The sequence below is a fragment of the Alteromonas sp. ABD4_190 genome (assembly GCF_056160105.1).
The window spans coordinates 1,680,698-1,706,817 of the sequence record NZ_JBSWWN010000001.1; the positions used below are offsets into that span (position 1 = coordinate 1,680,698).

At 45.7% G+C, this 26,120-nt stretch carries 19 protein-coding genes; 9 read left to right on the forward strand and 10 right to left on the reverse strand.

The annotated features are described in order from the left end of the window. Positions 1 to 26: 26 nt before the first annotated feature. Together ACXAFM_RS07450 and ACXAFM_RS07455 are read right to left on the reverse strand one after the other, a co-directional pair. Positions 27 to 3,173, reverse strand: coding sequence for an efflux RND transporter permease subunit (locus tag ACXAFM_RS07450; RefSeq protein ID WP_474834029.1), 3,147 nt, complete (start codon positions 3,171 to 3,173; stop codon positions 27 to 29). Next, positions 3,173 to 4,312 carry an efflux RND transporter periplasmic adaptor subunit gene (locus ACXAFM_RS07455; protein WP_474828261.1) on the reverse strand — a complete coding sequence of 380 codons (1,140 nt, stop codon included), beginning with the start codon at positions 4,310 to 4,312 and terminating at the stop codon, positions 3,173 to 3,175. The genes ACXAFM_RS07450 and ACXAFM_RS07455 overlap by 1 nt, the downstream gene beginning before the upstream one ends. A gap of 129 nt (positions 4,313 to 4,441) precedes the next feature. Here ACXAFM_RS07455 and ACXAFM_RS07460 point away from each other — a divergent pair, with 129 nt between their 5' ends. The 4 genes from ACXAFM_RS07460 to ACXAFM_RS07475 all read left to right on the forward strand — a co-directional run bounded on the left by ACXAFM_RS07460 (position 4,442) and on the right by ACXAFM_RS07475 (position 8,787). Continuing rightward, positions 4,442 to 5,101, forward strand: coding sequence for a TetR/AcrR family transcriptional regulator (locus ACXAFM_RS07460; RefSeq protein ID WP_474828263.1), 660 nt, complete (start codon positions 4,442 to 4,444; stop codon positions 5,099 to 5,101). Positions 5,102 to 5,245: 144 nt separating this feature from the next. Then, positions 5,246 to 6,259, forward strand: a complete 1,014-nt coding sequence (locus ACXAFM_RS07465; protein WP_474830538.1) for an aspartate carbamoyltransferase — start codon at positions 5,246 to 5,248, stop codon at positions 6,257 to 6,259. Between the two features lie 4 nt (positions 6,260 to 6,263). Continuing rightward, entirely contained in the window at positions 6,264 to 7,544 is a 1,281-nt protein-coding gene (gene hemL / locus ACXAFM_RS07470; protein ID WP_474828265.1) for a glutamate-1-semialdehyde 2,1-aminomutase, read from the forward strand. A 166-nt stretch (positions 7,545 to 7,710) separates the two neighbouring features. Then, a complete protein-coding gene (locus ACXAFM_RS07475) occupies positions 7,711 to 8,787 on the forward strand; it encodes an adenylate/guanylate cyclase domain-containing protein (protein WP_474828267.1) in 1,077 nt (358 codons plus the stop codon). Positions 8,788 to 8,864: 77 nt separating this feature from the next. Here ACXAFM_RS07475 and ACXAFM_RS07480 read toward each other — a convergent pair whose 3' ends face one another. The 4 genes from ACXAFM_RS07480 to glnK form a co-directional block, all read right to left on the reverse strand. Continuing rightward, entirely contained in the window at positions 8,865 to 9,791 is a 927-nt protein-coding gene (locus ACXAFM_RS07480) for a Dyp-type peroxidase (protein ID WP_474834031.1), read from the reverse strand. Between the two features lie 184 nt (positions 9,792 to 9,975). After that, entirely contained in the window at positions 9,976 to 11,667 is a 1,692-nt protein-coding gene (gene ggt, locus ACXAFM_RS07485; RefSeq protein ID WP_474834033.1) for a gamma-glutamyltransferase, read from the reverse strand. 221 nt (positions 11,668 to 11,888) lie between these two features. Continuing rightward, a complete protein-coding gene (locus tag ACXAFM_RS07490; protein WP_014948004.1) occupies positions 11,889 to 13,136 on the reverse strand; it encodes an ammonium transporter in 1,248 nt (415 codons plus the stop codon). Positions 13,137 to 13,168: 32 nt separating this feature from the next. Then, entirely contained in the window at positions 13,169 to 13,507 is a 339-nt protein-coding gene (glnK, locus tag ACXAFM_RS07495) for a P-II family nitrogen regulator (RefSeq protein WP_012516988.1), read from the reverse strand. Positions 13,508 to 13,749: 242 nt separating this feature from the next. On the opposite strand from glnK, the gene ACXAFM_RS07500 reads away from it, so the two are divergent. Next, positions 13,750 to 14,604: a hypothetical protein gene (locus ACXAFM_RS07500; protein ID WP_474834035.1), complete on the forward strand. Its 855-nt coding sequence runs from the start codon at positions 13,750 to 13,752 to the stop codon at positions 14,602 to 14,604. Between the two features lie 75 nt (positions 14,605 to 14,679). On the opposite strand, the gene ACXAFM_RS07505 is transcribed toward ACXAFM_RS07500, so the two are convergent. After that, positions 14,680 to 15,459, reverse strand: a complete 780-nt coding sequence (locus tag ACXAFM_RS07505) for a helix-turn-helix domain-containing protein (RefSeq protein ID WP_474834037.1) — start codon at positions 15,457 to 15,459, stop codon at positions 14,680 to 14,682. Between the two features lie 128 nt (positions 15,460 to 15,587). On the opposite strand from ACXAFM_RS07505, the gene ACXAFM_RS07510 reads away from it, so the two are divergent. Both ACXAFM_RS07510 and ACXAFM_RS07515 read left to right on the forward strand, forming a co-directional pair. Then, positions 15,588 to 16,511 carry a DUF808 domain-containing protein gene (locus tag ACXAFM_RS07510; protein WP_474834039.1) on the forward strand — a complete coding sequence of 308 codons (924 nt, stop codon included), beginning with the start codon at positions 15,588 to 15,590 and terminating at the stop codon, positions 16,509 to 16,511. 416 nt (positions 16,512 to 16,927) lie between these two features. Then, positions 16,928 to 17,212, forward strand: coding sequence for a hypothetical protein (locus tag ACXAFM_RS07515; protein WP_474828280.1), 285 nt, complete (start codon positions 16,928 to 16,930; stop codon positions 17,210 to 17,212). A 267-nt stretch (positions 17,213 to 17,479) separates the two neighbouring features. Here the strand turns inward: ACXAFM_RS07515 and mrcB are convergent, their stop codons facing one another. Next, complete coding sequence (gene mrcB / locus ACXAFM_RS07520; RefSeq protein ID WP_474834040.1) at positions 17,480 to 19,831, reverse strand: penicillin-binding protein 1B; 2,352 nt, start codon at positions 19,829 to 19,831, stop codon at positions 17,480 to 17,482. A 268-nt stretch (positions 19,832 to 20,099) separates the two neighbouring features. Here mrcB and ACXAFM_RS07525 point away from each other — a divergent pair, with 268 nt between their 5' ends. Beyond that, positions 20,100 to 21,386, forward strand: coding sequence for a lytic murein transglycosylase (locus ACXAFM_RS07525; RefSeq protein ID WP_474834042.1), 1,287 nt, complete (start codon positions 20,100 to 20,102; stop codon positions 21,384 to 21,386). Between the two features lie 88 nt (positions 21,387 to 21,474). Here the strand turns inward: ACXAFM_RS07525 and ACXAFM_RS07530 are convergent, their stop codons facing one another. Then, the gene (locus tag ACXAFM_RS07530) at positions 21,475 to 22,287 is read right to left on the reverse strand and encodes a DUF4198 domain-containing protein (RefSeq protein ID WP_474834044.1); all 813 of its coding nucleotides are present in this window, start codon (positions 22,285 to 22,287) and stop codon (positions 21,475 to 21,477) included. Between the two features lie 178 nt (positions 22,288 to 22,465). After that, positions 22,466 to 25,189: an ATP-dependent RNA helicase gene (locus ACXAFM_RS07535; RefSeq protein ID WP_474834046.1), complete on the reverse strand. Its 2,724-nt coding sequence runs from the start codon at positions 25,187 to 25,189 to the stop codon at positions 22,466 to 22,468. Positions 25,190 to 25,375: 186 nt separating this feature from the next. Here ACXAFM_RS07535 and thpR point away from each other — a divergent pair, with 186 nt between their 5' ends. Beyond that, positions 25,376 to 26,029: an RNA 2',3'-cyclic phosphodiesterase gene (gene thpR / locus ACXAFM_RS07540; RefSeq protein ID WP_474828290.1), complete on the forward strand. Its 654-nt coding sequence runs from the start codon at positions 25,376 to 25,378 to the stop codon at positions 26,027 to 26,029. Positions 26,030 to 26,120: the final 91 nt, after the last annotated feature.

The following is a 26,120-nucleotide window of genomic DNA, read 5'->3' on the forward strand; positions in this document are numbered from 1 at the left end:
TAAAAAGGGATAGTTTAACCCTAAAATTAAGCTAATGTGTTATTTCTATAGCGATACCGCTGAAATGCCGCCACTATAGTCGGCGTAAAAACTAGCGATAAGATAACAGAGAAGCCTACCCCACCAGCAAGGACAACAGCTAGCGGCGGCCAGAAACTCCCCTCGCTGAACAACAACAGCGGTATTAAGCCGCCTACCGTTGTAAATGTTGTCGAAAGTATGTGACGGCTACAGCTCATGGTTTCTTCAACAATGGCTTTGGTATCGCCTTGCTTTGCTGCAGGATTAGCATTAATGGCCGCAATGACGACTATCGAGCCGTTGATTGCAACGCCGATAAGCCCAGCACAACCAAGTAGAGGGTTAAATCCAACTGGCAAACCAGAAATCCACAAGCTAAACATTCCCAACCCTACCGAGAAAACAGCAACAAGCGCAATAACGCCAGCCATACGCAAGCTAGTAAAGGTTAAAATGAGCGTGGTGACCATTAGCACTAATAAAACCGGAGCATAGGTAGCAAGCTTGCCTAACGCCTGCTGTTGCTCGTCTGCATCGCCTGCCAAATGGATGCTGTATCCCTCGGGCAAAATAAGGCGGCTTTCAAGCAAATCTCTTAACTGATTACTGGCATCAATTGCCGGTACACCGGGAAGCAAAAATGCTTGGATACGATTAAGCCTTTCTCCATCTACACGGGTGATACTGCTAGTGGCTGGCCGAAGTGTTAAATTCGTCACAGCAGCTAGAGGCGACCATGAGATACCACTTTCACCGGCGACAGGTATGGGCATAGCATCCACACCCGCAACGTTTTGTCTGTATGCCTCATCAAGTCGCACTCTAACGGGAATTTCCTCCGTGCTTTCCAGCACAGAGCCGCCTGTAATCCCCGAAAAGTTAATTTGCATCTGATTGGCAAGCTCAGAAAGCGTTAAGCCGAGATAAGACAGATTATCGCTGTCAGCATTTATTTTAAGTTCAGGTTCAGCCATTGAAATACTGGTGATCGACTGAGATATACCGTCAACTTGTGACATCAGCATACGCACTTTATCGCCTAGATCGTTCAGTATGTTAAGATCAGGGCCGAAGATTTCTACTTCGACAGGCGCAGCAATAGGCGGCCCCTGTCCAAAGGTTCTTACTACAATCTGTACTTCAGGATACTCGCTATCAAGGGAGTGCTGCAGCTTACCTACCAGCGCTACGGTGTCTTCTACCGTGTTTGTCGACACAACCGCATTTGCAAAATACGGCATGTTGTCGCGGGTCATTGTTTGATTGTAATAGACCGACGGCGCAGATCCCCCCACCAACCAACTGACTTGCTTCACCCCTTGTTCGCCGCGAATTGCGGTATCAATTTTTTTAACATAATGAGTAGTGTTATCTATACTGCTTCCTTCTTTCGTCCACAGGTAGACTTCAAATTGATCCCTATCTGCACTTGGGAAAAACACGTTAGCAAGTGTTGTAGACAGCACAAATCCGGACAAGCAAAGTAAGGCAACGACCGGCAGCACGAAAATAGGCTGTTTAATCCAGCGACCTAGCTGTTTTTTAAAGGCGAAACTAAGCTGTGGTGCTTGTAACCCAACTTTCCACCAAGATGGTGATGCCTTTTCACGGACCGAGTCATTATCGTGCTTAGGTAAAAAGCGAGCGGCCAACGCAGCTATAATAGTCAGCGAGATGAACAGTGAACCAATCAGCGCCATAACCACGCTAATTGCTATTGGCCCTACGAAATCACCAATATTTCCATCAAGAAGAAAAATTGGCATAAAGCCAAGAATGGTAGTAAGTGTTGAAGCCAATAGTGGCGCAAATAGGTGAGACACACTTTTAGCCATTGCTCCCACCCTTGTCAGGTTAGGATCTTGCAGATTAATGCGTATTTCATCGGTGATTACAATGGCGTTATCAATAAGCAAGCCGATGGCAATAATCATCCCAAAAATAGACATTTGATGTATTTGTTCGCCGTAAAAGCTTAACGAAAACAAAGCAAAGGCCGCACACAATGGCAGTGCTAAACCCACAATCCACGCCGCTCGAAATCCCATAAACAGTAGAATGACCATCATGACAACGGCACACCCCATAAGCAGGTTCATCGACAAGTCAGCAAGGCGGTTAGCCGTATATTCGTTTTGCTCAAATGCGACTGTCGCAGTCAACGTTCCGCTGAATTCATTATTAAATTGCTCTACTACCGCTAATGCATTTTTTGTCCACACATCAGAGCGCAGTGAAGGCTGCATACGGGCTGCAACAAAAATTGATTCTTCGCCATTCAAAAAGGCTACTTCGCCTCTAGGCGTGGTGTAACTGCGCTCTACCGCCGCCACATCTTCTACCCTCAAGTAGCGGCCCTGTGCGTTCACCAAAGGAATAGACGCTATCATATTTACGCCATTTAAGCCCTCTCCTACTGTAAAGCGCACGTTGCTTTGCTCGGTGTTCAGCATACCCGCTGGCAATTTGGGATCGGCTCGGCTAATTGTATTGCTGACCTGCTGAAGTGTAAGCCCTGTAGCGGCGAGCTTAATAGGGTCAATATTTACACTAATTTCTTCCTGCGGTGCGCCGTAAACGCGCACCAACTCGGTTCCGTTAACATTGCGAAGTCGATCGGTAAGTTCTTGGGCCAATCGAGCAGTTAGCGTAATAGGAGTATTATCAAAATGGTCGGCTCGAACAGAAAGGAGCAAGGTAAAAGCGGTTGCACCACGCTTTTCGTCAAATATCGGTGCCATCGCGCCTTCTGGAAAGGACTCGGCGGCATCACCTAATGCATCGCGGATCTCGCTAAATAGCTGCTCGTTACTAGTGTTATCAATCCAGTCTTGGGTTTCAATTAATATGATGGAAATCCCTGCTCGAGAGGTGGATTTCACTTCTTTAATTTCAAATATTTCTCTTAACCTGTCTTCAAGTACATCACTGACCAAAGCTTCAACACGCTCGGCTGAAGCTCCTGGATATTGAGTGATGATCAGCGCGTTTCTTGTATCAATTCGAGGATCTTCTATTCGCGGCAGTGAGCCTAGCGCGGATAAGCCTGCGGTGATCAAAATCAACAGACTTAAAATCAGCAAATGGCCGCGTCGGTAAAAAAGCGTGTACCAAGGATAAGGCTTATCGGTGTCGACATTGAATGACTTCATTAATGCGCCCCGGTTTCTTGCTGATTGGGAAAGGCTACCTTTTGTCCGGGCGCAAGTTTGTGCGTGCCTTCGTCAACGTAAATATCGCCATCTTCAAGTGCACCCCGAACGAACGCCTTGTTTCCATCGGTGTATACCACTTCGACTACACGCGCTTGCAACGTAGGGCTTCCCTTACTTGGTAAAACCAACACACGCCATAACCCTCTAAGTCCATTACTTAACGCACTAACTGGAAGCCATGTACCAGTTTCGGAGTGTGAACGTAACGCAGACAATATTGCCATATCACCTGGACGAACTTTTTCATTGTTATTAAGGGTAACAAGAATATCCACAGTTCGAGTTTGTACATTGCGAACGGGAAGACGCTGAGTTACCGTTCCCGTAACATCGGTATCTCCAACTCTCACGAGCACGGCTTTATTATCGTCAAACTGCTCAACAACTTCCGCGGGCACCGCAAAGCGCACCTGATAGTTTTCAGTACTTGTAATACCAAACACAGGACTGCCTGGATTCACCACACTCCCTTCATCGAAAAACCGACGATTAACTACACCATCAAACGGAGAAAGAAGTGTGGTTTTTCTTATTTCCACATTAAGAGATTCTAAGGCGGCCTGTATTTCACTCACTTGGGCCTTAGCGACATTTAAATTCGCTTTTGCTTCGTCTAAGCGTTGTGCTGACTCTAGCTTTCTCTCCACCAATGAAGTGGTTCTATCACTATTAACTTTAGCAAGTGTAAGGTCAGCGTTTGCTCGCTCGAGCGCGGCTTGTAACTCACGCTTTCTTGCATTTAGGCGCTGCAAATCTTGGTGAGCAAGTATATCGCCTTTCTTTACCACTTCGCCTTCATCAACAAGCATTTGGGTTACTTGACCAGCGACATCAAACGATAACGATGTTGCCTTGGGTGATTCAACTAAGCCAAACACATTAATGGGTGTTTCAAAGCCTGACTGAATTTTTACTTGGCCTGTAGACACTGTTACGGGCAGCCTTGCCTCTGGCGTTTGTGTTGCGTTGCCCAAACCTGCCGTCATTAAAAGAATAATTAAAGCTGCAGTGAAAACGGCAATCGAAATTATTAACGTGAATTTACCACCTTTAAGCGGCTTATTTGCAGCAGTCATAACAGTTCCTTTAACCGATTTAGCGAACATTTCCGGCTATATTTGCATACTTATTGTGCTATGCTAGTATATAAATACTAGACCGTCCAGTATGATATTTAAATATTCATCAATACAGAGAGAACCTACGTGGCAAACACCAAGAAGCAAGGCCGTCCAAAGAGTGAAGAGAAGTATCACCTTGTACTGCATGCTGCGTCCTGCCTGTTTTTAAAGGAAGGATTTGCCAATACATCAATGGACACTGTGGCTAAGGCCTCTGGAGTATCAAAACAGACTGTTTACTCTCATTTCGAGAATAAAGATACTCTTTTCAAAGCGGCTATCTCTTCAAAATGCAGAGCGTATCAACTCGATACTCAACAACTCATCGACGCCTCATTAGGCTCACTTTCACTGTTTGAGTGCTTACAAAAAGTGGGCTGTCAGTTTGTACGCCTCCTACAAGACCCTGAAGCTATCGCTATATTCCGCGTAATTATAGCCGAAGCGGTGAATAGCCCACACGTAGCTACACTTTTTTATCAAGCAGGCCCTGAGGCTTCACTCGCTACACTAAGCTCAGTGATTGAGAAATTTGGACAAGGTAGCTTGAACGCTGAGGTTGCACAGCAACTTGCTGTGGATTATTGCGCGCTACTAAAGGGCGAGTACCACACCATGATGTTATGTGGCATAAAGTCTCCGCTGACAGACGACGAAATCAAGACGCACGTTGATAGTGCCGCAGAAAAAATCCTGCTGCTTTTTTCTCATTACACGCAGCAAAGTGACAAACACCTTAAATAATAAGAACCTTCTCGATTAGCTTAAATAAAGGTTTGATAAGCTAGCAGACAAAGAGAAACGTAAAACAAGATTAACCTTGCGCTAATGACTTAGCACCTGCGGTATTATAAACTAGCGGCGTTTTCGTTGATGATTGAGAAGCGCATGTCTGACTTTACCGGTAACCACATTCTTTCGGTTAATCAATTCGATCGCGACGCCATTGAGAAAGTCTTCTCAGTCGCCAATTCCATGAAGCCTTATGCCAAGCGACAAAAGCGCACGACCGTATTAGACGGCGCAATTCTCGGCAATCTATTCTTTGAACCTAGCACGCGTACCCGCGTGAGCTTTGGCACTGCTTTTAATCTTTTAGGCGGCGAAGTAAGAGAAACTACCGGTATGTCGAGCTCTGCACTGGCTAAAGGCGAATCACTTTATGATACCGCCCGCGTGCTCAGCGGCTACTCTGATATTATTGCCATGCGACACCCTGCAGCCGGCTCCGTTGCTGAGTTTGCAGAAGGTAGTCGAGTGCCTGTAATTAATGGGGGAGACGGCGCAAACGAACACCCCACCCAAGCACTTTTAGATCTATTCACAATTAAACGTGAGCTCGAGTACAACGGTCACGGTATTGATGGTTTACATATCGCAATGATTGGCGATCTGCGATACGGTCGAACGGTACACTCATTATCTCGCTTGTTATGTTTGTTTAAAAACATTCGCTTTACGCTCATTTCGCCGAAAGAGCTGGCCATGCCTCAACCAATTATTGACGCAATAGAAAACGCTGGACATCAACTTACTATCACGGACACGCTCGAAGGAAATATGGATGCGGATATATGCTATCAAACACGTATCCAAGAAGAGCGCTTTCCTTCTCAAGAAGAAGCGAACAAATACCGAGGTAAGTTCCGTTTAAACCAGTCAATCTACACGAAACATTTTCAGTCGAAGACAGTTATCATGCATCCACTTCCACGAGATTCACGTATGGAAGCCAACGAATTAGATAACGATCTAAACCTTAACCCAAACCTCGCTATTTTTAGGCAAACCGACAATGGGGTGCTTGTAAGAATGGCTTTGTTTGCGCTTACTCTAGGTGTAGAAAACCTTCTCACTAAGTATGAGCGTGACGTAGTTTGGTACAGCAATAAGAGTAAGTAATTACATGCAAAAATCTGAAGCCCTATTTACCCGCGCCCAAAAAACCATTCCTGGTGGCGTAAACTCACCTGTTCGCGCATTTAAAGCGGTAGGCGGTACACCCCGCTTCATTACTAAAGCTGACGGCGCTTATATGTGGGATGCGGATGGCAAGCAATACATTGACTACATTCAGTCTTGGGGGCCGATGGTACTAGGTCACAATAATGCAAAAATTCGCGAGGCCGTAATTGAAGCATCATACAACGGCCTCTCATTTGGCGCGCCTACTGAAGCTGAAGTGACTATGGCTGAATTGGTTAGCGAACTGGTTCCATCCATGGAGATGGTGCGCATGGTGAACTCTGGCACAGAAGCCACCATGTCAGCTATTCGTCTTGCTCGCGGCTACACCAGCAGAAACAAAATTGTTAAGTTTGAAGGCTGCTATCATGGACATGCAGACTCACTTTTAGTGAAAGCTGGCTCTGGCGCATTAACCCTTGGTGTGCCTAGCTCACCAGGTGTCCCTGCCAGCGTAGCCGAACATACTCTTACGGTTGAATACAATAACCTAGACAGCGTTAAAGAGGTTTTTGAAGCTCACGGCGATGATATCGCCTGCATTATCGTTGAACCAGTGGCTGGCAACATGAACTGTATCCCTCCTGTAGAGGGTTTTCTTGAAGGGCTTCGCGCGATATGTGATAAGTACGGCAGCGTGCTTATTTTTGATGAAGTGATGACAGGTTTCCGCGTATCTCGTGGCGGCGCTCAGGAGCGCTACAAGGTTAAACCTGACTTAACCTGTCTAGGTAAGGTGATTGGCGGAGGCATGCCAGTGGGCTGTTTCGGTGGTCGCCGCGATATCATTACGCATATCGCGCCAACCGGCCCTATCTACCAAGCTGGTACGCTTTCAGGCAACCCAGTTGCCATGGCGGCAGGTCTTGCTGCATTAACCCAAATTAAACAGGCAGGCCTTTACGATTCCATCTTCGAGAATACACAAAAACTAGTTGATGGATTTCAGGCACTAGCTGACAAACACAATATCAGCCTAACTACTAACATTGCTGGAAGTATGTTTGGGATATTCTTTACAGACGTAGAGAAAGTTACTAACTATAAGCAAGCGATTAACTGCAATACAGAGCAGTTTAATAAGTTTTATCACGGTATGTTAGAGCAAGGTGTTTACTTGGCTCCCGCTTCTTACGAAGCAGGCTTTGTCTCTAAAGCGCACGATGCAGAGGTCATTGAAAAAACTCTTGCTGCAGCAGATAAAGTTTTCTCAACTCTATAAGCTCATTTTTGCTTAAAGTATTTATTAACTCTCGGCGCTAACACTAGTATAAATGTAACTAAAAACTGTATGTTAACGCCGTTTTCTCCTTTATACTTCCTTAGCAGCTTAAATTTCATTCTTTTTGAGTTGTTTTTCTTTAGGAAATTGAAAGGTTTGGTTAACAATGGATTGGCAATTATATGCCCTTTTTTCGCTTGGAATTTATAGCATTGTTGTAAGCGTTCTTTATGTGAGGCGAAGCAGGCGTTTTAAGTATCGTTTACAAAGAGCACTTTCACGTAACACAAGTAGGCATGCTGCCACACTTCAAGCTGCAGACCAGGCTCGATTTCAGGCGGCCGCCGATGAAGCTTTAAAACTCACTCAAACTTTCCAAAAGTTTGTTCCCCGTCAATTTGTAGAGCATATGGCTACTACCGAAGTAGAGTCACTCGAGCTTGGCTACGCGGCTGAGAACGATGTCGCTATAATGTTTTGTGATATCCGTGGATTTGCCGGTTTTAGTGAGCGGATTACGCCGCAAGAGTTAATGAACTTCCTTAATTCTTACTTTACGCGAATGAACGACCCCATTCACCAAAATCGCGGTTTTATTGATAAGTTTATGGGCGACGGCATAATGGCGCTATTCGACCACCAAGGTGGAACCCCTAAACAAAAAGCGTTAGATGCAGTTAAAGCTGCGTTAGATTTACGAAAAGCGCTAACTATCTATAACGGGCATAGAAAAAACTGCGATTACGAAGCTATTAACATGGGGATAGGCATCCATTTTGGCCAAGTCATTATGGGAACAGTGGGCTCAGAAGATAGGATGGACACCACGGTTATAGGTGATAGTGTTAACATCGCCTCTCGTTTAGAAGCCCTTACGCCTAAGTATAAAGCCGATATTATTGTTAGTGCACAGGTGCTTCAAATTATCGGTCCTGACGAATCTCTTAAAACCCGTCTCCTTGATTGGGTTAGGGTTAAGGGTAGAAAAGCGCCAATCGAGATATATGAAATACTTAGTCACCTGCCAAAGGAAGAGCAAGAAAAGAAACTTGCGGTGCAAGCAAAGATAGCGACGGGTTTAGCGTGCAGAGTTAACCAGCAATGGGAAGAAGCAATTGTCTATTTTGAGGCAGCGTTAGCAATCAGTCCCAATGACTCTCTAGCGAAACATCATCTGGACGTTTGTCAAGTTTATCAAAATTTAGAACTCAGTGAAGATTGGGATGGCGCTCTGGTCCTCTAATTGTTTCAGACTTGGCTCATAACCAATATTCCAGTACACGTAGGTCATTACCCACTATTGACACAAAGCCTGCAAATTTAATTTCCTGAGAGCTTTGCCTGCTGACGAATAAAAGTGATCGAAGGAGCAAAAAATGCAGCACCTGTTTCAGCACTGGTAAAGTCCAGCCATCTGTCATAATCGCCTTCACCGTTGCCGTATATTTGGCTGTGGAGCATCTGTTTAAATGGCCGCGCACTGGCACTACAGCTTACAAAGAATAAACCTTGAGAGGCCATATCACCGTATGGCATGCCTTGCTTAATTAGCCTTGGTTCGTCGCCATCGGGTGCAACAGTGCTTGCCCTAACACAATGCGAAGATTCAGACTGTTCGCTACTTACCAAATTGTGTTCTTGCGTGGTGCCCATCACCTGTTCTTGCTGACGGCTTGAAAGACTATTCCAGCGCCTTAAATCATGGCGATAGCGTTGTATGTGAACATAGCTGCCACCGCTAAAATCAGGGTCATCTTCGCCAATAATCCCGACTTGTCTACGCTTCATGCCACGAGGGTTATCCGAGCCATAAAGATACCCATTGAGGTCCCTGCCATCTAAATATCTAAATCCTCTTATTTGTTCAACGAGCTCAACATGAATACGCAGCAAGTCCATTACTTCAATGCCAACGGCGTGGCAGATATCTAGCCTATCAGCTCGAATTTGAATAAAGATGTCACAAGGCATTGTTGGCGCACTTCTGTCTTCACACTGCATATCAGGAAAAGGGGCAAGCTCAACAGGTATCAAACCGGGGTATACCTCAGCCCAGTAACCGGTGCCAACAGCGACAACGCCGGTTACCATGGCTTCGTAGTGCTCATTCTCAAAATGCTCGAATATATCCAGCACGCGAGATAGTTTAGCGCGTACCGCTTGGCTATCGTCATCAATGACGTTCAGTAATAAATACTGTGCATGTAAATTTGGCTCAGCGCAGAGGCCTTTTTGTGGTTGTGTCATTGCCGCTCTTGTTGTTATTAACGCCTTGTTCTGACGTTTCGCTGCTGGCGATCATTCGCCGCGCTTTGTTGTGCGAACCTTATTGTAAAGTGTAGCGGCTGCTTCAAACTTTGAAACCCTTTAAAGCGAAGCAGCAAACGGAGGAACAAATTAACTCCGCCGCCTATTATTTACATTAGTGTGCTTAATAGCCCGCGGCTTGTCCATCTTTTCGCGTTTCTGAAGCGCCAAAATAGACACCTTTCTGCTCGTCCCAAGCGATGGCCTGATAGCCACCGAACGCGCCTACCACGCGTTGAAGCTTATGCCCCCGCTCCATTAGCTCTCGCTGAACGGTTTCACTGAACCCTGATTCTAAGCTCACATAGCCACCATCAGTCATCAACGCACCCGTTGGGCTACTCGACCCACTGTGCAGTATGCGTGGAGCATCCCCCGCTTCCTGCAAATTCATTCCAAAGTCGAGAATGTTTACAATAATTTGTGCATGCATTTGAGGCTGAGTTCCACCGCCCATCACGCCAAAGCTCATCACTGGCTTACCGTTTCTCGTTACAAAAGCCGGGATAATGGTGTGAAATGGACGCTTTCCCGGGCGATATTCATTAAAGTGCCCTTCTTCAAGCGTAAACATCTCACCTCTATTTTGAAGAATAAAACCTAGCCCTGGAGGTGTCATGCCTGAGCCCATTCCGCGGTAGTTACTTTGAATTAAGGACACCATATTGCCCTCTTTATCAGCAACGGTCAGATAAATGGTATCTCCTTCATAAATACCCGCATCAACGCGATTCGCTGCGCGTTCATTATCTATGAGCTTCTGACGCTTAGCGGCATACTCTTTCGAAATTAGCCAGTCGACTGGAATATCGTTGAAGTCTGGATCCGCATAGAACTTAGCGCGATCTTCAAAGGCGAGCTTCTTGGCTTCAACAAAGGTATGGATGTAGTCTGCTGAGTTAAACCCCATTCCTTCGATATCATAGTGCTCAAGCACATTAAGAATCTGTAGTGCCGCTATGCCTTGTCCGTTGGGCGGAAGTTCCCACACATCATACCCTCGATAGTTAGCAGAAACGGGCTCTACCCACTCCGAGGTATGCGATGACAAATCCTGGTATGACAAAAAGCCGCCTTGAGACTTCATGTAAGCATCGATGGTGCGTGCGATATCGCCCTTATAAAAAGCATCTCGCCCGCCTGTTGCAATCTTTTCATAGGTCACAGCTAACCCGGGGTTTTTAAAAATATCGCCTTTTTGCGGTACTTTTCCGTCGATAAGAAAAGTCTCTGCGAAGCCGTCATAGTGACCAATTCGCTCTTGATTCATCTGCCAGTAATAGGCAATGACTTCTGAAACAGGAACCCCCTCACGGGCATATTTGATAGATGGGGTAAGCAGCGCAGACATGGGCAGCTTGCCAAATTTTTCGTGTAGTGCAAACCAGCCATCTACAGCGCCAGGGACAGAAACGGGTAGCGGACCAAATTTTGGAATTTGATGCAAACCACGCTCGGCAAACACCGCTTTGGTTAACTGTCTGGGTGAACGGCCAGAAGCGTTTAAGCCGACTAGCTTCTCTTCTTTTGCATCCCACACAATGGCAAATAGGTCGCCGCCAATACCGCTGCCTGTAGGCTCAACTAAACCTAACATGGCGTTAGCTGCAATAGCTGCATCAACTGCACTGCCGCCTTGTTTTAAAATATCCAACGCCACTTGCGTAGCTAATGGTTGGCTTGTTGCTGCCATGCCGTTCTTTGCAATAACTTCTGAGCGACTTGCAAAGGGATGCCCCGTTATTCTGTCGTAGCCCAAACAGCTGATACTAAAGAAAGCCAGTATCAAAGGTAGAAGTCGCACACTTGCAATCATAACCGTCCTTTTACTAAAACGTTGCCGATAATAAATCTAGCGTTAGTCTATCGGTTCATAGTGTAGCGTTATTGTCACATTACGCCTAGGCTCTTTTCCTAAGCTCAGTAATGGTCTTAAAACACATTGCATGAAACGAAAAAAGCCCCGCATTAGCGGGGCTTAAACGAAGTAATAAGGCATTATTGTTATTGTTGTTTCGTTGCCTAATCGAGACTCTCTTACGAACGGCTGCTTGTGAAGTCTGGGTATGCTTCCAGACCACATTCGCTCATGTCTACGCCGTCGAATTCTTCTTCTTCGCTCACACGTACACCCATAACCGCTTTAATCACTAGCCATACCACTAGGCTCACTACGAATACCCATACAAAGATAGTCGCTGCACCAATTAGCTGACCAGAGATGCTTGAACCATCGTTAGTGAAAGGTACAAGGATTAGACCTAGAAGACCAACCACACCGTGAACTGAAATTGCGCCCACTGGATCGTCAATTTTAAGCTTGTCTAGTGCAACAATGCTAAGTACTACTAGGATACCGCCTAGGCCGCCAAATAGAGTCGCTTGAAGAGGCGTTGGCGTTGATGGCTCTGCAGTGATAGCAACAAGACCCGCAAGCGCACCGTTAAGTACCATAGTTAGGTCAGCTTTACCGAATAGAATACGTGCAACGATAAGTGCAGCAATTGCACCACCCGCAGCTGCAGCATTCGTGTTCATAAATACGATTGCTACTGAGTTTGCACTTTCAACAGTTGCAGTAGCCAGTACTGAACCACCGTTAAAACCAAACCAACCCATCCAAAGGATGAATGTACCTAATGTTGCCAGCGGCAGGTTAGCACCAGGGATAGCATTTACTTTGCCGTCTGCAGTGTATTTACCTTTACGCGCACCAAGTACAAGCACACCAGCAAGAGCAGCTGCTGCACCAGCCATGTGAACAATACCTGAACCTGCAAAGTCAGAGAAACCAAGGTCGCCAAGCGTATACATACCGAATACTGCTTCGCCGCCCCATGTCCAAGCACCTTCCATTGGATAGATGAAGCCCGTCATGACAACTGCGAACGCTAGGAATGCCCAAAGCTTCATACGCTCAGCTACCGCACCAGATACGATAGACATTGCTGTTGCAACAAATACTACTTGGAAGAAGAAGTCAGCAGAAGGTGCATATGTTGCTGGCTCTTCAGCTACACCTGTTGCGCCATCAGCCATGATACCGCTTAGGAATGGACCCCAGTCGCCGCCACCGTACATAATGCCGTAACCGCAAATCATGTACATAGTGCAAGCGATAGCGAATAGCGCCACGTTTTTAGTTAGAATTTCTGTGGTGTTTTTCGCTCGAACAAGACCAGCTTCAAGCATCGCAAAACCTGCAGCCATCCACATAACTAGTGCACCGCAGATTAGAAAATAAAAGGTATCTAGCGCATACCCAAGTTCAAAAGTGATTTCCATTATGGTTTTCTCCGCAAATATATCGTTGTGGCTTACAGCGCGTCGCTATCCGACTCACCAGTTCGAATACGAACGGCATGTTCAAGGTCATAAACAAACACCTTGCCGTCTCCAATTTTGCCTGTTTTGGCAGCGCCAACGATGGCCTCTACCAGGCGTTCTACTTGATCATCCTGAACAGCAATTTCCAGTTTGACTTTAGGTAGAAAATCCACCTGATATTCCGCTCCGCGGTAAAGTTCAGTGTGTCCTTTTTGACGTCCAAAGCCCTTCACTTCGGTCACGGTCAAACCGTCGATTCCGATTTCTGAAATGGCTTCACGAACATCATCTAGCTTGAACGGCTTGATGATCGCTGTAACTAGTTTCATGAGTTGCTCCCAGTTTGTTTTGGTTATTCTGTAATTTATGGTCGTATTTCCAACTACGGGAAGATAAACCAAGAGCCATGCCATAAATATTTAACTATATAAATCATACACATAATCACAAGCAGCGGCGGCGCGCACAAAAATAATGCACATTAATGGTGCACGAGTTGAAAAATGCCCAATAATGTAGCGGCCAAAGAAATTACTGAGGTAAGGTGACTAAAAAGTGCGATGAAATTAGGATGGAACTATTCGAGAGAGCGAATGGTCTGTTGTTTACTATGACGACTATCACCCCATCTTTCTTTGCGCCAGAACGCAGCACTGAGAACCATTCCGTTACTAAAAAAACGGCGTGGAGAGCGCTGTTAGTTTCATGTGGTGTTCACGTATTTGGGGTGATTTTGGTTGTCTTACTTTCTCAATTGAGTATTGATAATCAAAAAGCTCGTGTTAACGTTTTAGAGCGAACACCTGAGATCAGTGCCAAGCTATACTACCCTCCAACTCCGGGTCCCTCAATCCAAGCCGAAATAGAAGACACTAAAGCAGTCGATGCTTCCGCTAAAAGGCAAGAAATTGAACTGAAGTCTGATGTCACTCAACCCATCGAAGCACCTGATAGTAAAACTAAAATTTCTGAAATTCCTGAAGCAAAGCAGCAGAAAGTTACTGAGCCCGAAATACAGCAAGTCCAGGTAGAAAATAAGCCAATTACTGCGCCACCAACGCCTACGCTTTCAAAAGATGCAAATCGTCGCGCGGGTTCGTTAAATTTATCGGTCAAAGATGGCGCTGCGCTTTATTTTGAAAAATATAACAGTGAAAAAGTAGCTGAAGACGCCGAGCAAGCAGCAAGGAATTTCCGAGAACGAAAAGATAGCCCTATATTAAGCGGGCCAAGTACACAAGAAATACAAGCTAATGAAAATCGACGCCCTTCAAAACGCGTAAACTGTAGCAGTACGACCAATAAAACGTTGGCGATATTGAGTGGGATTGCTGGTGGAACCTTAGAATGCACCAAAATGGACGATCACAAACGTTTTATAGATGCGAGAGTGAATAAACTGCCCAAAGATGAAGAGCGAAACTAGCGCGTATTGATTTTTGCCGTGCTCTTTTTTGCGATAGTCCGTAGCCGACTAGTGTCCCCCTTTAGCAAGGCGTGATTACTTTCTTTTAAAAGACTTTGGTGGTTGCCCGAAATAGGCTTTGAATCGGCGGCTGAATGCAGCAACATCTTCGTACCCCGTTAATTGAGCGATGCTCGACATAGGCGTATCGGTGTTTCTAAGCAGTGCTTTGGCTTTCTCCATCCTTATCTTCACTAGGTAATCACGTAAGCTAAGACCAGTGGTTTGTTTAAACCGAGTTTTGAACTGTGTGGTTCCCATACAGGCCATCTCTGAAAGCAACTGCAACGAATGCGATGCCCCTAAGTCACTATGTATATGGCTTATTACTTGGGTGATCCGCTTGTCTGTTCCCCCGCCCACCTCGCTTTTCGCCAGTAACACCTGAAATAACGCGGTCATTTCATCCTGTCCGTAAAACGCGTAATTCGTTAATTGCACTTCAGTAAAACTTAAGAAAGCTTGAAGGGCGGTATTAACCTGAAAGATAGGGCTTCGTTTGTCTTTTAACTGCTCAGGTACTGAAAGTAAGTCGGCGACCACAAACTTTGCATTTTCGTTTGCACTAAAACTATGTACTTCGAGCGGCGCTATACACACTCCCTCACCTACACCGACGCTGCCAGTAAAACAATCTTGCGCTATTTCTATATGCCCATTTACAGGCAATACTAACTGATAAAAAGGGTGAGCGTGACTACGGGCTTTTCTTGCATAAGAACGAACTGAAAGCGAGGGTAATTGTGTTTCTTCATCTGTTTCTCTGTCGTTACTCACACTGATTCCAGCCTTTTTCTCTGATGTCACATTATTCATAAGTTGCCAAAGGTAAGATGCTGCGCGTATTCTTTGTATGCCGCAACTACTTATCGCTTGCCGATTTGCTATGTTAGTGAAACATAAAAACAGCACACTTAATAACAACGAATATAAGGAAAATCACAGTGGCCGCAGCTAACTTACTTGCCTTACTTGATGATATTGCAACGTTAATGGATGACATCGCAACCATGTCGAAAGTCGCAGCGCAAAAAACTGCGGGCGTTTTGGGTGACGATTTAGCGGTAAATGCTGATCAGGTCCAAGGGGTTAAAGCAGATAGGGAATTGCCTGTTGTATGGGCTGTCGCAAAAGGCTCGCTTATCAATAAGGCCATTTTGGTTCCCGCTGCATTAGCCATAAGTGCCTTTGTTCCCTCCCTCATTACCGTGTTATTAGTGCTGGGTGGATTATATTTATGTTTTGAAGGTGCAGAAAAATTGCTGCATAAATATCTTCCTCATGAAGGTGAGGAAGAAATACGAGAAGCTCGAATTGAAGCGCTCTCTAAAGACGATGTAGATATGGTGGCTTTTGAACAAGATAAAATTAAAGGCGCTATACGCACCGACTTCATCTTATCTGCTGAAATCATTGTTATTGCGTTAGGTACCGTGACAGATGCAACGCTTACAACGCAAATTGGTGTGTTAGTGGCACTAAGCTTAGCCATTACGCTTGGCGTATATGGACTAGTCGCGGGCTTAGTTAAAATGGACGATGTGGGCCTTTACATGCTTCGCAAATCGCTAACAGGCTCTATGAACACCCTTCAACGATTTATCGGCAGAGCATTGCTGGTTGCCGCGCCCGCACTAATGAAAACCCTCGCGGTAGTGGGTACTGTGGCCATGTTCTTAGTGGGAGGCGGAATTCTTACTCACAGCATAGGCTTTTTACATATTTTTACCGACTGGTTTACCACGCTGATCCCAAGCGCGTCGCTGATCATGTCGATACTGGCAGATGGCGTAGTAGGTATTGCTGCTGGTGTAATCGTTGCGTTAGTTGTGACAATGGTTACGAAGTTTAAAGACAAAAAGTCCTAGGGCCGTGCTCTATGCTTTATCTTTTTGTTTGATCTTTTTCCTTTGCTTTTTCACTTTTTCTTTTAAGCGAGGGCGTCGCGGCTTTCTGTACCGCAGCCCCTCTGTTTAGCTCTTTATCTGACAAAAGATGCCTTAGCATATGTTCGCAAAAACGTTGCGTTAGTCATTTTGACCACCCCCGTATGAAAAGCACTAAATTTTAGCGTTTTTGTAACAAACAAACTTTTCGCTCATTTCCCCAATAAAAATAAAACTCAACAATTTCAAAAAGATAAACAATTTAAACGAGTTGGCACATCCCTCGCTATAAACTAATTGTTAATTGATAACGACTTATTATCGAAACCTTTAGCAACATGATAGCTGCCACGCAGTATGTTCAAGTGCAGTGTCTAACTTAATTTTTGGAGATTACTATGTTTATCGGTCGCAAATTTTTCACTGCACTAACTTTAGCAACTAGCGTATTAAGCGCAGCAGCATTCGCTGACGAATCTCAGAGTAACATTGTTTCACATACAGATTTTATCGTTGAAAGCGCCATGAACGACGTAAAGCAGAACTTAGCGCTGGATGTGACCTATGACGTGTTAACTACAAGTCATACATTTGAACCTGAAGTAGAAGAAGCACGTTCGTTGGTTGCAGAGATTACTATTACACCGATTGAGCCAATCAACTCGGACGATAACGACGCATAAGGAGAGTGCACATGTTAACCGCCGCAACCCTATTTATGGTAGTACTCGGGCCGGTTATTGCGTTTGCTGTAAGTGCGCTGGTGTTTTCTACAGCGCGCCTCTTCCTTCAGAAAGGGCATTGAAAACGCAATAAAAACAAATAGGGACCTAACCGACTACCATAACCTGTTTTGCCTTCCCTGGGCCTTTTACTCCAGAGGGAGATAGAAAGCACTGACAGTATCCCAGCCAAGTGATCGTGTTTTCTATCTTCTTACTGGAGTTTTTTTATCCGAATATCCGTTCCCACCAGCTTTTATCATTCTTCTCGCTATCTTCCTTCACAGGACGACCCGAGCAGTCTTGCTGGGGTGGAGGAAGCACATCCAAAATAGCCGGTACGCTTAAACTTCCAGCACATCCTGCAACAACGACTGCACCCGTTTTTGCATCGAAATGCGCAATGCCCAGACCTTTAGGGAAACGTCTTGATAATGATTTAGGTGATTGAGACTTCATGTAATTAATGAACACGGGAAGCGCTCCACCGGCACCGGTTAAGTTAACGGGTTTATTATCGTCGTTACCTACCCAAACCGTGACCACATTGTTTCTATCGAAGCCACTAAACCAGCTATCGCGGTAATCGTCTGTGGTGCCCGTTTTGCCAGCCATATTCACATTGCCAAAATTCCAACCGATGTGCTTCGCAGTGCCCTCTGTGGTTACCTTATACAACGCGTAATTAAGCAGATAGGTGGCAGCCTCATCAGTTCGCTGGCTAAAGAACTCCGCTTTTTTCCAAAGCAAAGCGTTATCCGCTGTCACTACAGATGTCACTGTATGGAGGGGTATGTAGCGCCCATCGTTAGATAGGGTTTGATACATTTGATTAGTGCTAAACGGTGTAAGTTCGAAGGCGCCTAGGGTTAACGACGGTACTTTATCTACTGGCGTAGTAATCCCCAAGCGCTCAATGGTATCGGCCAACGCATCTAGGCCTATCTGCATGCCTAAATTAACGGTTGGTATATTTAAAGACTCGACAAGTCCTTGAAGTAAAGGTACCTGCCCTCTGAATTCTTTGTCGTAGTTTTGCGGCGACCACTCGGTGCCGTTTCGACTCTCAAGCGTTATCGGTTCATCTTCAAGAGGTGTTGCTAAGTTAAACTGTGTAGGGTCTTCTAATGCAGTTAAGTACACAGCGGGCTTAATCAAAGAACCTATCGGCCGCCTAGCGTCTAATGCTCGATTGAAACCTTTAAACGCAAAGTCTTTACCGCCCACAATCGCGCGCACTTCACCACTTGCGCTGTCGGTGACTACCATGGCACCTTGCAGTGGAACGCTTCTATCTTTTTGCAGGCCATTTAAGGTGCCTGACAATGCACTTTCAGCGCGGCGCTGGGCCACGATATCAAGTGTTGTGAACACTTTTACGCCCGAGTCTCTTAAACTTGGCTCTGCTAAAATTTCATTAAGCTCTCGACGTACCTGCTCCATGAAAGCAGGGTGTTTGCCGCTTGCTAAACTCGCACCACTGGCAAGCCCTAACGGCATATTTACAAAGCGTTCGTAGTCTTGGCGGCCAATTTCATTTTCATCAAACAACATGCGAAGTACTAAATCACGTCGCTCTTTTGTTCGCTCGGCATATTTGCGGGGGTTGTAATAAGATGGGCCTTTAATAATGGCAACAAGCGTGGCTATTTCAGGCGTGCTTAACTCGTTTGCTGGTCGGTCAAAGTAAAAATAGCTGGCAAGTCCAAAACCATGTACGGCCATGTCACCGTTTTGACCTAAGAACACTTCGTTCAAATAAGCTTCAATAATTTCTGATTTGCTGTAACGTGCGTCAATGATCACCGCCATAATGGCTTCTTTTGCCTTACGTACAATTGAGCGCTCACGGGTTAAAAACATGTTTTTAACTAGCTGCTGCGTCAACGTGCTGCCACCTTGAACCGTTCGTCCGGCTGCAATATTCGCCATTAGCGCTCGCAATATTGAAAGTGGTGCAACACCATGGTGATTATAAAAATTGCGATCTTCCACCAGCGTAAGCGCTTTAGGTAACATTTCAGGAATAGTATCAAGGGTCACGAGCATTCGATCTTCTTGCGAACCGCTTGTCATACGCGTTACTAACCAAGGTTCCAGTTTTGCAGAGCCAAAAGGACGCCCTTGCGATTTGTCATAGATTTCCCCAATGCGTGCACCCTCCCACGTAATTACCAAGTGGCGAAGAGGCTCTGCACCTTCAGGGAACTGAAACGCACGGCGCTGCACAGTTAACACTTTGTTTTGATAACTATATTCGCCGCTACTGTCAGCAAAGGTTACCTTGCGATAGCCTAGCAAATTGAGTTCATCGATGACTTCTTGTGGCGTGATCTCCTCGCCTTTACTTACTTCTAAAGGACGTGCAAAGATTTGCGCAGGAACTTCCCACTTGTTACCCGAGAACGCATGTTTAATTTGTGCGTCGAGATAAAACGCATAAGCCCCAAGCACGACCAAGCCAATTAAAGTGACTCGCCAAAACAGCTTAAAAAACCACGAGCGTTTGGTTGAGCTCTTACCCTTGTTGGTTGCTTTGCTTTTTGAAGATGATGTGTTTTGTGTCTGTTTTTTTGCCACGTGAAAACGCCATGAAGATCATTGAAGATGACATCGCATACTTTGCGATATAGATTTAACGAACGTCGCTTAAAACGTTAGTTTTAATAGTATCAACATTACCATTCGGGCCGCCGCTCAACAACTGTTTCCAAATATGCACACTTAAAGCCCATTTACTATAGATGCGGGATAAAGTACTTCTGTACGCACTAGGAAAAGTGAATTTTACTCGCGTTTCACGGTCACAATGCGATAGCATGCTGGCAAGTAACACAGGAACCGTACTATGCGCTTAGCTTCATTTAAGTCTTCTTTTTTCTCTACTCGTTCGCCTAAAGGGGCCAAGTCTTACGCCTCATTTCTTCGACCGTCACTTCGCACGTCTATGGCACTGCTTCTCGCGGGTGCGACAATAAATTCAGCGTTAGCCAATGAACAATTCGCTAGCTGCACCGCAGCGCTTGCTGATAAAGCCAAGCAGGAAGGGGTTAGCCAGCAAACCATTGATAATGTATTTCCTAACCTTGTTCATCAGGACCGTGTGATTGAGCTAGACCGAAGCCAACCCGAATTTGTACAAACCTTTCCAGGATACTTTAGTAAGCGCGTTACCGATTGGCGCACTGAAAAAGGCAAAGAGATGTACGCTAAGCACAAGGCGCTGTTACACAAACTAAGTGATAAGTACGGCGTGCCTCCTCATTACTTGCTCGCTTTCTGGGGTCTAGAAACAAACTTCGGCTCTTACAAAGGCAAAATGCCCGTACTTGATTCTCTTGCTACTCTGGCTTGTGACAAACGAAGAAGTAAGTACTTTACCCAAGAGTTTCTTGTGGCCGTGAAGCTAATGGAACGGGAAAAGCTACAAAAAGAAGATATGATTGGTTCGTGGGCTGGCGCTATGGGCCACACTCAGTTTATGCCTTCGGCCTATACCCACTATGCCATTGACGGCGACGGCGACGGACAAATTAATTTGTGGGCAAGTGAAGAAGATGCGTTATCTTCTGCCGCAAACTTCCTTGCAAGCCTAGGTTGGGAGCGCAGCTTCCGCTGGGGTCGTGAAGTGCAGTTGCCTGAGACTTTTGACTATCAAGAGTCTGGCTATAAAAATAGACAACCTCTTAGCGAATGGAACGCTCAAGGCGTGAAGAAAGCCGATGGTTCTGCGCTGGGCGAAGACGATACCACAGCTTACGTTATTGTGCCTGCAGGACATAACGGCCCAGCCTTTATTGCTTATAAGAACTTCCGCGTTATTATGCGCTGGAACAACTCCGAGTTTTATGCCATCGCCGTAGGCGTATTGGCCGACCGCATCGCTGGGGCATCAGGAATTAAAGCAACCTTACCTGATCTCCCCGCCTACAGCCGCAAAGACATTATTACGCTTCAAAGTAAGCTGAATAATTTAGGCTTCGATGTGGGCAAACCAGACGGCATCATTGGCCCTGCCACTCGCGAGGGTATCCGCAACTACCAAATTAGCAATGATATGATCGCAGATGGGTTTCCAGGTCTAGAGGTAATGGCTGCACTTAATATTGAATTGGCAAGCAAGGCTACCTCTTAACCTTGATGAAAACAGCGCCCTTTTAGGAGCGCATTAATCATATAGTATTTTCAGTGACCGGTAAGGTAGAAGCCGTTCATCTTATTGGTTACTGAACGTATTCAAACGTAAGGCTTGAAAAGTAAGTTTCAAAATCTGCTGCAGAACTATTTGTGAGGGGTACGCCCCAAACCGTATTTAGCATAACAGGCCCTTCGACATTAAGTTTAAACATCGCCTTTCCTTCACTGTCAGTTTGCACCGCTTGCACTTCAGCACTGTGATCAACCAAAGATACTGCATCGATAAGTGCATTGCTTAAGGGCTTTCCTTTGAATAACACCTGAACAGATAGGGTGTTATCTTCAAGATTATAAGGGTGTTCAAGGGGCACTATTTCTAACGTGTGGCCAATAGGTTTTAGGGCATTGTCCGTTATTGCCTCACCCACTTGCACGATGGTTTTTGCTTTCCTTGAATAGAGCTCTTTTCCAGCGATATCGTTTTGCCCTCTCGCCTCGCGATGAGCTAGTATTTCAGCTAAACCCTCATCTTTTGCATACTGATTAAACTTCTTCGCTTTTAGTACGCTAGTAGCGTGATAGCTTTCAAACCCTATGACATGGGTGCCAGAAGAAAGCTTGGCCGTTTTAGCCATGCCGGGCAGCATTGACGTTTTAGGTACTACGCTGGCGGCCATATCACTCACGCCGTCAGAAGAATAAGTGCGCAACGCGACTATCCTATTCCAGGACAGGTTCCAATGAGAGGTATCTTCTTTATGGCCTACTTTAAACTGCAAGGCAACAGCACTTGGCTCTTGTGAACGGTAGCTTGCTGGCTCTAACCAAAAATCGTGAGCCTGAGCGCTTAAAGATGTAACAAACAGAAAGCCCGCGGTGGCTAAACTGGATAATTTCATAGCGTAAGGTTACCTAAATAAAAGTTTGTAATTGCTACCACCAACTTAGCTTAGTTTTTAATGTGTAACCACTGTCGTTAAAAACAGACTGTACAAGCAACTGGCGTATAAGCAGTTGCTGGTGCTTGAAATACACAACAATCATTTGAAAACAGTAAGTGGTGTTAAGTATCAATGGCTACATATGCTTTTTTGTTTTACTGGTCGGCAATGCATTGGCAGGGTCATCCGGCCAAAAGTGCTTGGGGTAACGTCCCTTCATCTCTTTTTGTATTTCCTTATAGCTGCCTTGCCAAAACGCACCTAAATCACTGGTGGTTTGCAGTGGTCTACCCGCTGGCGACAGCAGCTCGCACACAACAGTAACTCGCCCACCCGCTAAGCTTAGTGGAGTGCTTTGTGAATACAATTCTGGCATTTTGACCGACAGCACTACATCTCCATTGTCGCGATAATCTAGGCTAGCCTCCCTGCCCGTAGGAATAGTCATGTGAGTGGGCAAAAGCGTGGCTAATGCGTCTTGCTGAGGCCAAGATAACCCATTATTTAAGGCCGTCTTCCACGGTAACTGCTTAAGGTTTTTAATACTTTTACAGCTTTTTAGAACAGGCACTAGGCTGTCTTTTGCCCTATGCACCAGATCGCTTAATGACAACGGCCAGGGATCTGGTTCGTCAAAAGCTTTATCTTGCGGGAGATTGAGCTTTGCGGCCATCAGAACTCTTCGCCACCATTGCCAATCGGCATCCGACAGTGGCCAATTGGATAACGGCAAGGTATCGAGATAGGCAAACCAAGCATCGCACATTGCGCTATCCCAAAACACTTGTTCCCGGCTTTTTTCCTGCCCGGATACTGGCGCACTATCTAGCGTTATGTCATAAAACCCTGTACTTACTCTGGCTTCCATTACGCCAGTGTCGCTGTTAAGAATAACGCTACGCTTTTCGCTAAATGCGTCAGGGAAAGCTAAACGCAACAAGCGTTCAGGAACATGCTGAGCTAGGCGTATTGACACTGTGCTTTTGATTAGCTGCCCCTCAAGCACTGCTATCCACGGGTGATTGTCCTTTTCGCTTTCGTTGAAGAATGTATTACTGGCTGTAGCTGTTAGCTCAGCCCCCTTTCCACTCGCTAACTTGTACTCAATAATATGAGACTGAGAAGCACCGCTTCGTGTAGCCCCTTTTATTGCGCCTTTCGAATTACCAGGGCTACCGCTAGAACTGCTTGGCGCATTGCGCCTATAGCCCACCTGCAAAGGAAATGCGATGGCAATACAAAGGCCAAGGGCGCGTTCGTCTAATGCATTGATATCGGGGGTGAAAGTCTGCGCTTTGCCCTGCCCGCTTTGCACATAGCTCGCATAACGGGAAGCTTGTTGAATAAGCTGATTGCGAGTGCTGCTATTAGCATGAAGCAGAGCATCCATTACATTTGTCGCACCATTCACATTAATATTGCTTTCGCTTATTGCCACAACAAACGGTGCAGCAAAGCGAAGCGCGCTATTTTCATCAGCACTTAGCCCGTCTATGCCTGTTTTTGCCGTTAGCAATAAATGGGCTAAATGGGGCTGACAAGGTAGCTGGGCCAGCGCTCTTCCATAGGGAGTAATGCTCGATTGAGAGATAGCATTAACCCGCTGAAGCTTTTGTTGTGCCACCTGCTGCTGCGCTTGTGTAGGCTTCGTCAGCAATGCCAACGTATCTGGGCTGCTGCCCCAGGCTAAAGTATCAAGCAAGAAGCTGCTTAAATCTTCTTTTTCAATTTGCGCTGCATTATGTTTCGCCAAACGCTCGAAGCTGCTTTTGCTACACAAACGATAGCAGGTTCCGGCCATAACCCGTCCTGCTCGCCCTGCTCTTTGAATGGCAGATGCTTGTGAAATACGTTGCTGGGTAAGCGCGGTGATATCGCTTGAAGGATGATACTGAGCACTGTTCTCCCACAGAGTATCAATAACTACTGTCACGCCTTCAATGGTTAAACTTGTCTCTGCAATATTGGTAGATAATATGATTTTTCGCTTGCCCTGTGGGTCTGGCGCAATGGCTGCTTGTTGCGCTGATTTTCCTAAAGCGCCATAAAGCATGTGAACGGCTATGTCCGCACTTTCAGCTACCCCTTTTATTTCTCTGGCAACAGCATTTATGCTTCCTCGGCCGGGAAGAAACACTAAAATATCACCATCGTGCTCGCTTACTGCCTGTTTTATGAGATTACTGGTTTTCGGCACCAACTCATAAGCCTGCACATCTTGGGTGTAGCGAACATCAACAGGAAACATGCGCCCTTGAGTTTCTAAGTTCGCTACTGGCAGTACGCTAAACGCATTAAGCAATGTTTGAAGTGGCGCAATATCCAAAGTAGCCGACATCACCACTAGGCGTAAGTCATCGCGAAGCCCAGACTGGACTTCAAGTGCCAGTGCCAAACCAAAGTCACTATGAATACTGCGCTCATGAAACTCATCGAAGACAATAGCATCTACACCAGTAAGCTCTGGGTCTTGCTGGATCATGCGCGTTAGCACGCCTTCGGTTATTATCTCAAGCCGAGTGGCAGACGATGTTTTCGACTCACCCTTTATACGATAACCAACTGTTTCACCCACACTTTCATTTAACTGTTTTGCTAAGTGGTCAGCAAGATTTCTTACCACCACCCGGCGTGGCTGCATAAGCAGTATTTTTCCCTTTAGCGAAGATTGCAGCAGTGACAAAGGCAGTACAGTAGATTTCCCTGCCCCTGGAGGCGCCCCTATAATGATGTTGTTAGTAACTACGGCTTCTTGTAGCGGCGTAACAAGTTCATAAGCGGGTAGGTGAGAAAACGGCTGTAACATAAAGGGCATAAAGGTGTTATAAGTTGGTGGGTATAGTGTACCTGATGTAAACAATGCACTCGAACATCACAGCTATTTTTTTAAATTTGGTAAATATTCAATACGCGCGACTTGTTTTGGAACTCGTCCGCAGCGCCATGATAAACTTATTGTCGTACGGACGTTCGCTGCCTTCTTAAACTCGTGGGCTGCACTACTGTTTAATGTACATAGATAGGGCAAATTTAAAGGAGGAAAGCTATGCGAAGCTTTATTGGTTTAGATCTTAGCGCCACAGAAAAACTTGCTCTAGATAGCTGGCGTCAACAGGCGTTGCCTGAAGTAATGCCTCGTCAATGGGTGAAAAGCGAGGTGACTCGTACTCGTAAGTCTAGCAACAAGCGTAACGAACACATCAACAATCAAGGGCCCGCAATACCTTATGCAGTGCCAGCAGCAAACTTTCATATCACGCTTTGCTTTTTAGGCGAAATAAATCACCGTCAGCACGAAGCGCTTGTGTATGAACTCGATCAGCTCGTCAGTGAGCCCTTTTCTCTAACTCTTAATGCTACCGGGTTATGGAATGGACCTAAAATACTCTTTGCTGCACCCACTGAAACACCAAAGGCACTTAATGAACTCGCTAAATTGTCGAGAAAAGCGGCCCGTAAAGCAGCAATCGAAGTAGAAAGCAGAGAGTATAAGCCTCACGTCACTCTTGTAAGAAAGGCTACGTCGACATTGCCGCTACCGCTTTACAGCCCGAGCGTAGACGTTCACATTTCAGCATTTCACCTATTTGAATCTGTGACTACGCCGCAGGGGGTGACCTACCCTATTCGTCAATCTTGGCCGTTGAAACACAATATGTCGGTAAGAGAGAAACTTCGCCGCGGTATTACAGATGAGTAAAAAGAGGCAAGTAAAGAGCGGCGAATAAGGAAAATGTACTACCGAGCTGGGTTATATGCATCTGTACCGCTATAAAAAATGCCTTTCATAG

Coding starts and splice junctions, on each gene's coding strand:
- ACXAFM_RS07450 (WP_474834029.1), bottom strand. CDS start 3,173: ATGAAGTCATTCAATGTCGACACCGATAAGCCTTATCCTTGGTACACG.
- ACXAFM_RS07455 (WP_474828261.1), bottom strand. CDS start 4,312: ATGACTGCTGCAAATAAGCCGCTTAAAGGTGGTAAATTCACGTTAATA.
- ACXAFM_RS07465 (WP_474830538.1), top strand. CDS start 5,246: ATGTCTGACTTTACCGGTAACCACATTCTTTCGGTTAATCAATTCGAT.
- hemL (WP_474828265.1), top strand. CDS start 6,264: ATGCAAAAATCTGAAGCCCTATTTACCCGCGCCCAAAAAACCATTCCT.
- ACXAFM_RS07475 (WP_474828267.1), top strand. CDS start 7,711: ATGGATTGGCAATTATATGCCCTTTTTTCGCTTGGAATTTATAGCATT.
- ACXAFM_RS07480 (WP_474834031.1), bottom strand. CDS start 9,791: ATGACACAACCACAAAAAGGCCTCTGCGCTGAGCCAAATTTACATGCA.
- ggt (WP_474834033.1), bottom strand. CDS start 11,667: ATGATTGCAAGTGTGCGACTTCTACCTTTGATACTGGCTTTCTTTAGT.
- ACXAFM_RS07490 (WP_014948004.1), bottom strand. CDS start 13,136: ATGGAAATCACTTTTGAACTTGGGTATGCGCTAGATACCTTTTATTTT.
- glnK (WP_012516988.1), bottom strand. CDS start 13,507: ATGAAACTAGTTACAGCGATCATCAAGCCGTTCAAGCTAGATGATGTT.
- ACXAFM_RS07500 (WP_474834035.1), top strand. CDS start 13,750: ATGGAACTATTCGAGAGAGCGAATGGTCTGTTGTTTACTATGACGACT.
- ACXAFM_RS07505 (WP_474834037.1), bottom strand. CDS start 15,459: ATGAATAATGTGACATCAGAGAAAAAGGCTGGAATCAGTGTGAGTAAC.
- ACXAFM_RS07515 (WP_474828280.1), top strand. CDS start 16,928: ATGTTTATCGGTCGCAAATTTTTCACTGCACTAACTTTAGCAACTAGC.
- ACXAFM_RS07525 (WP_474834042.1), top strand. CDS start 20,100: ATGCGCTTAGCTTCATTTAAGTCTTCTTTTTTCTCTACTCGTTCGCCT.
- ACXAFM_RS07530 (WP_474834044.1), bottom strand. CDS start 22,287: ATGAAATTATCCAGTTTAGCCACCGCGGGCTTTCTGTTTGTTACATCT.
- thpR (WP_474828290.1), top strand. CDS start 25,376: ATGCGAAGCTTTATTGGTTTAGATCTTAGCGCCACAGAAAAACTTGCT.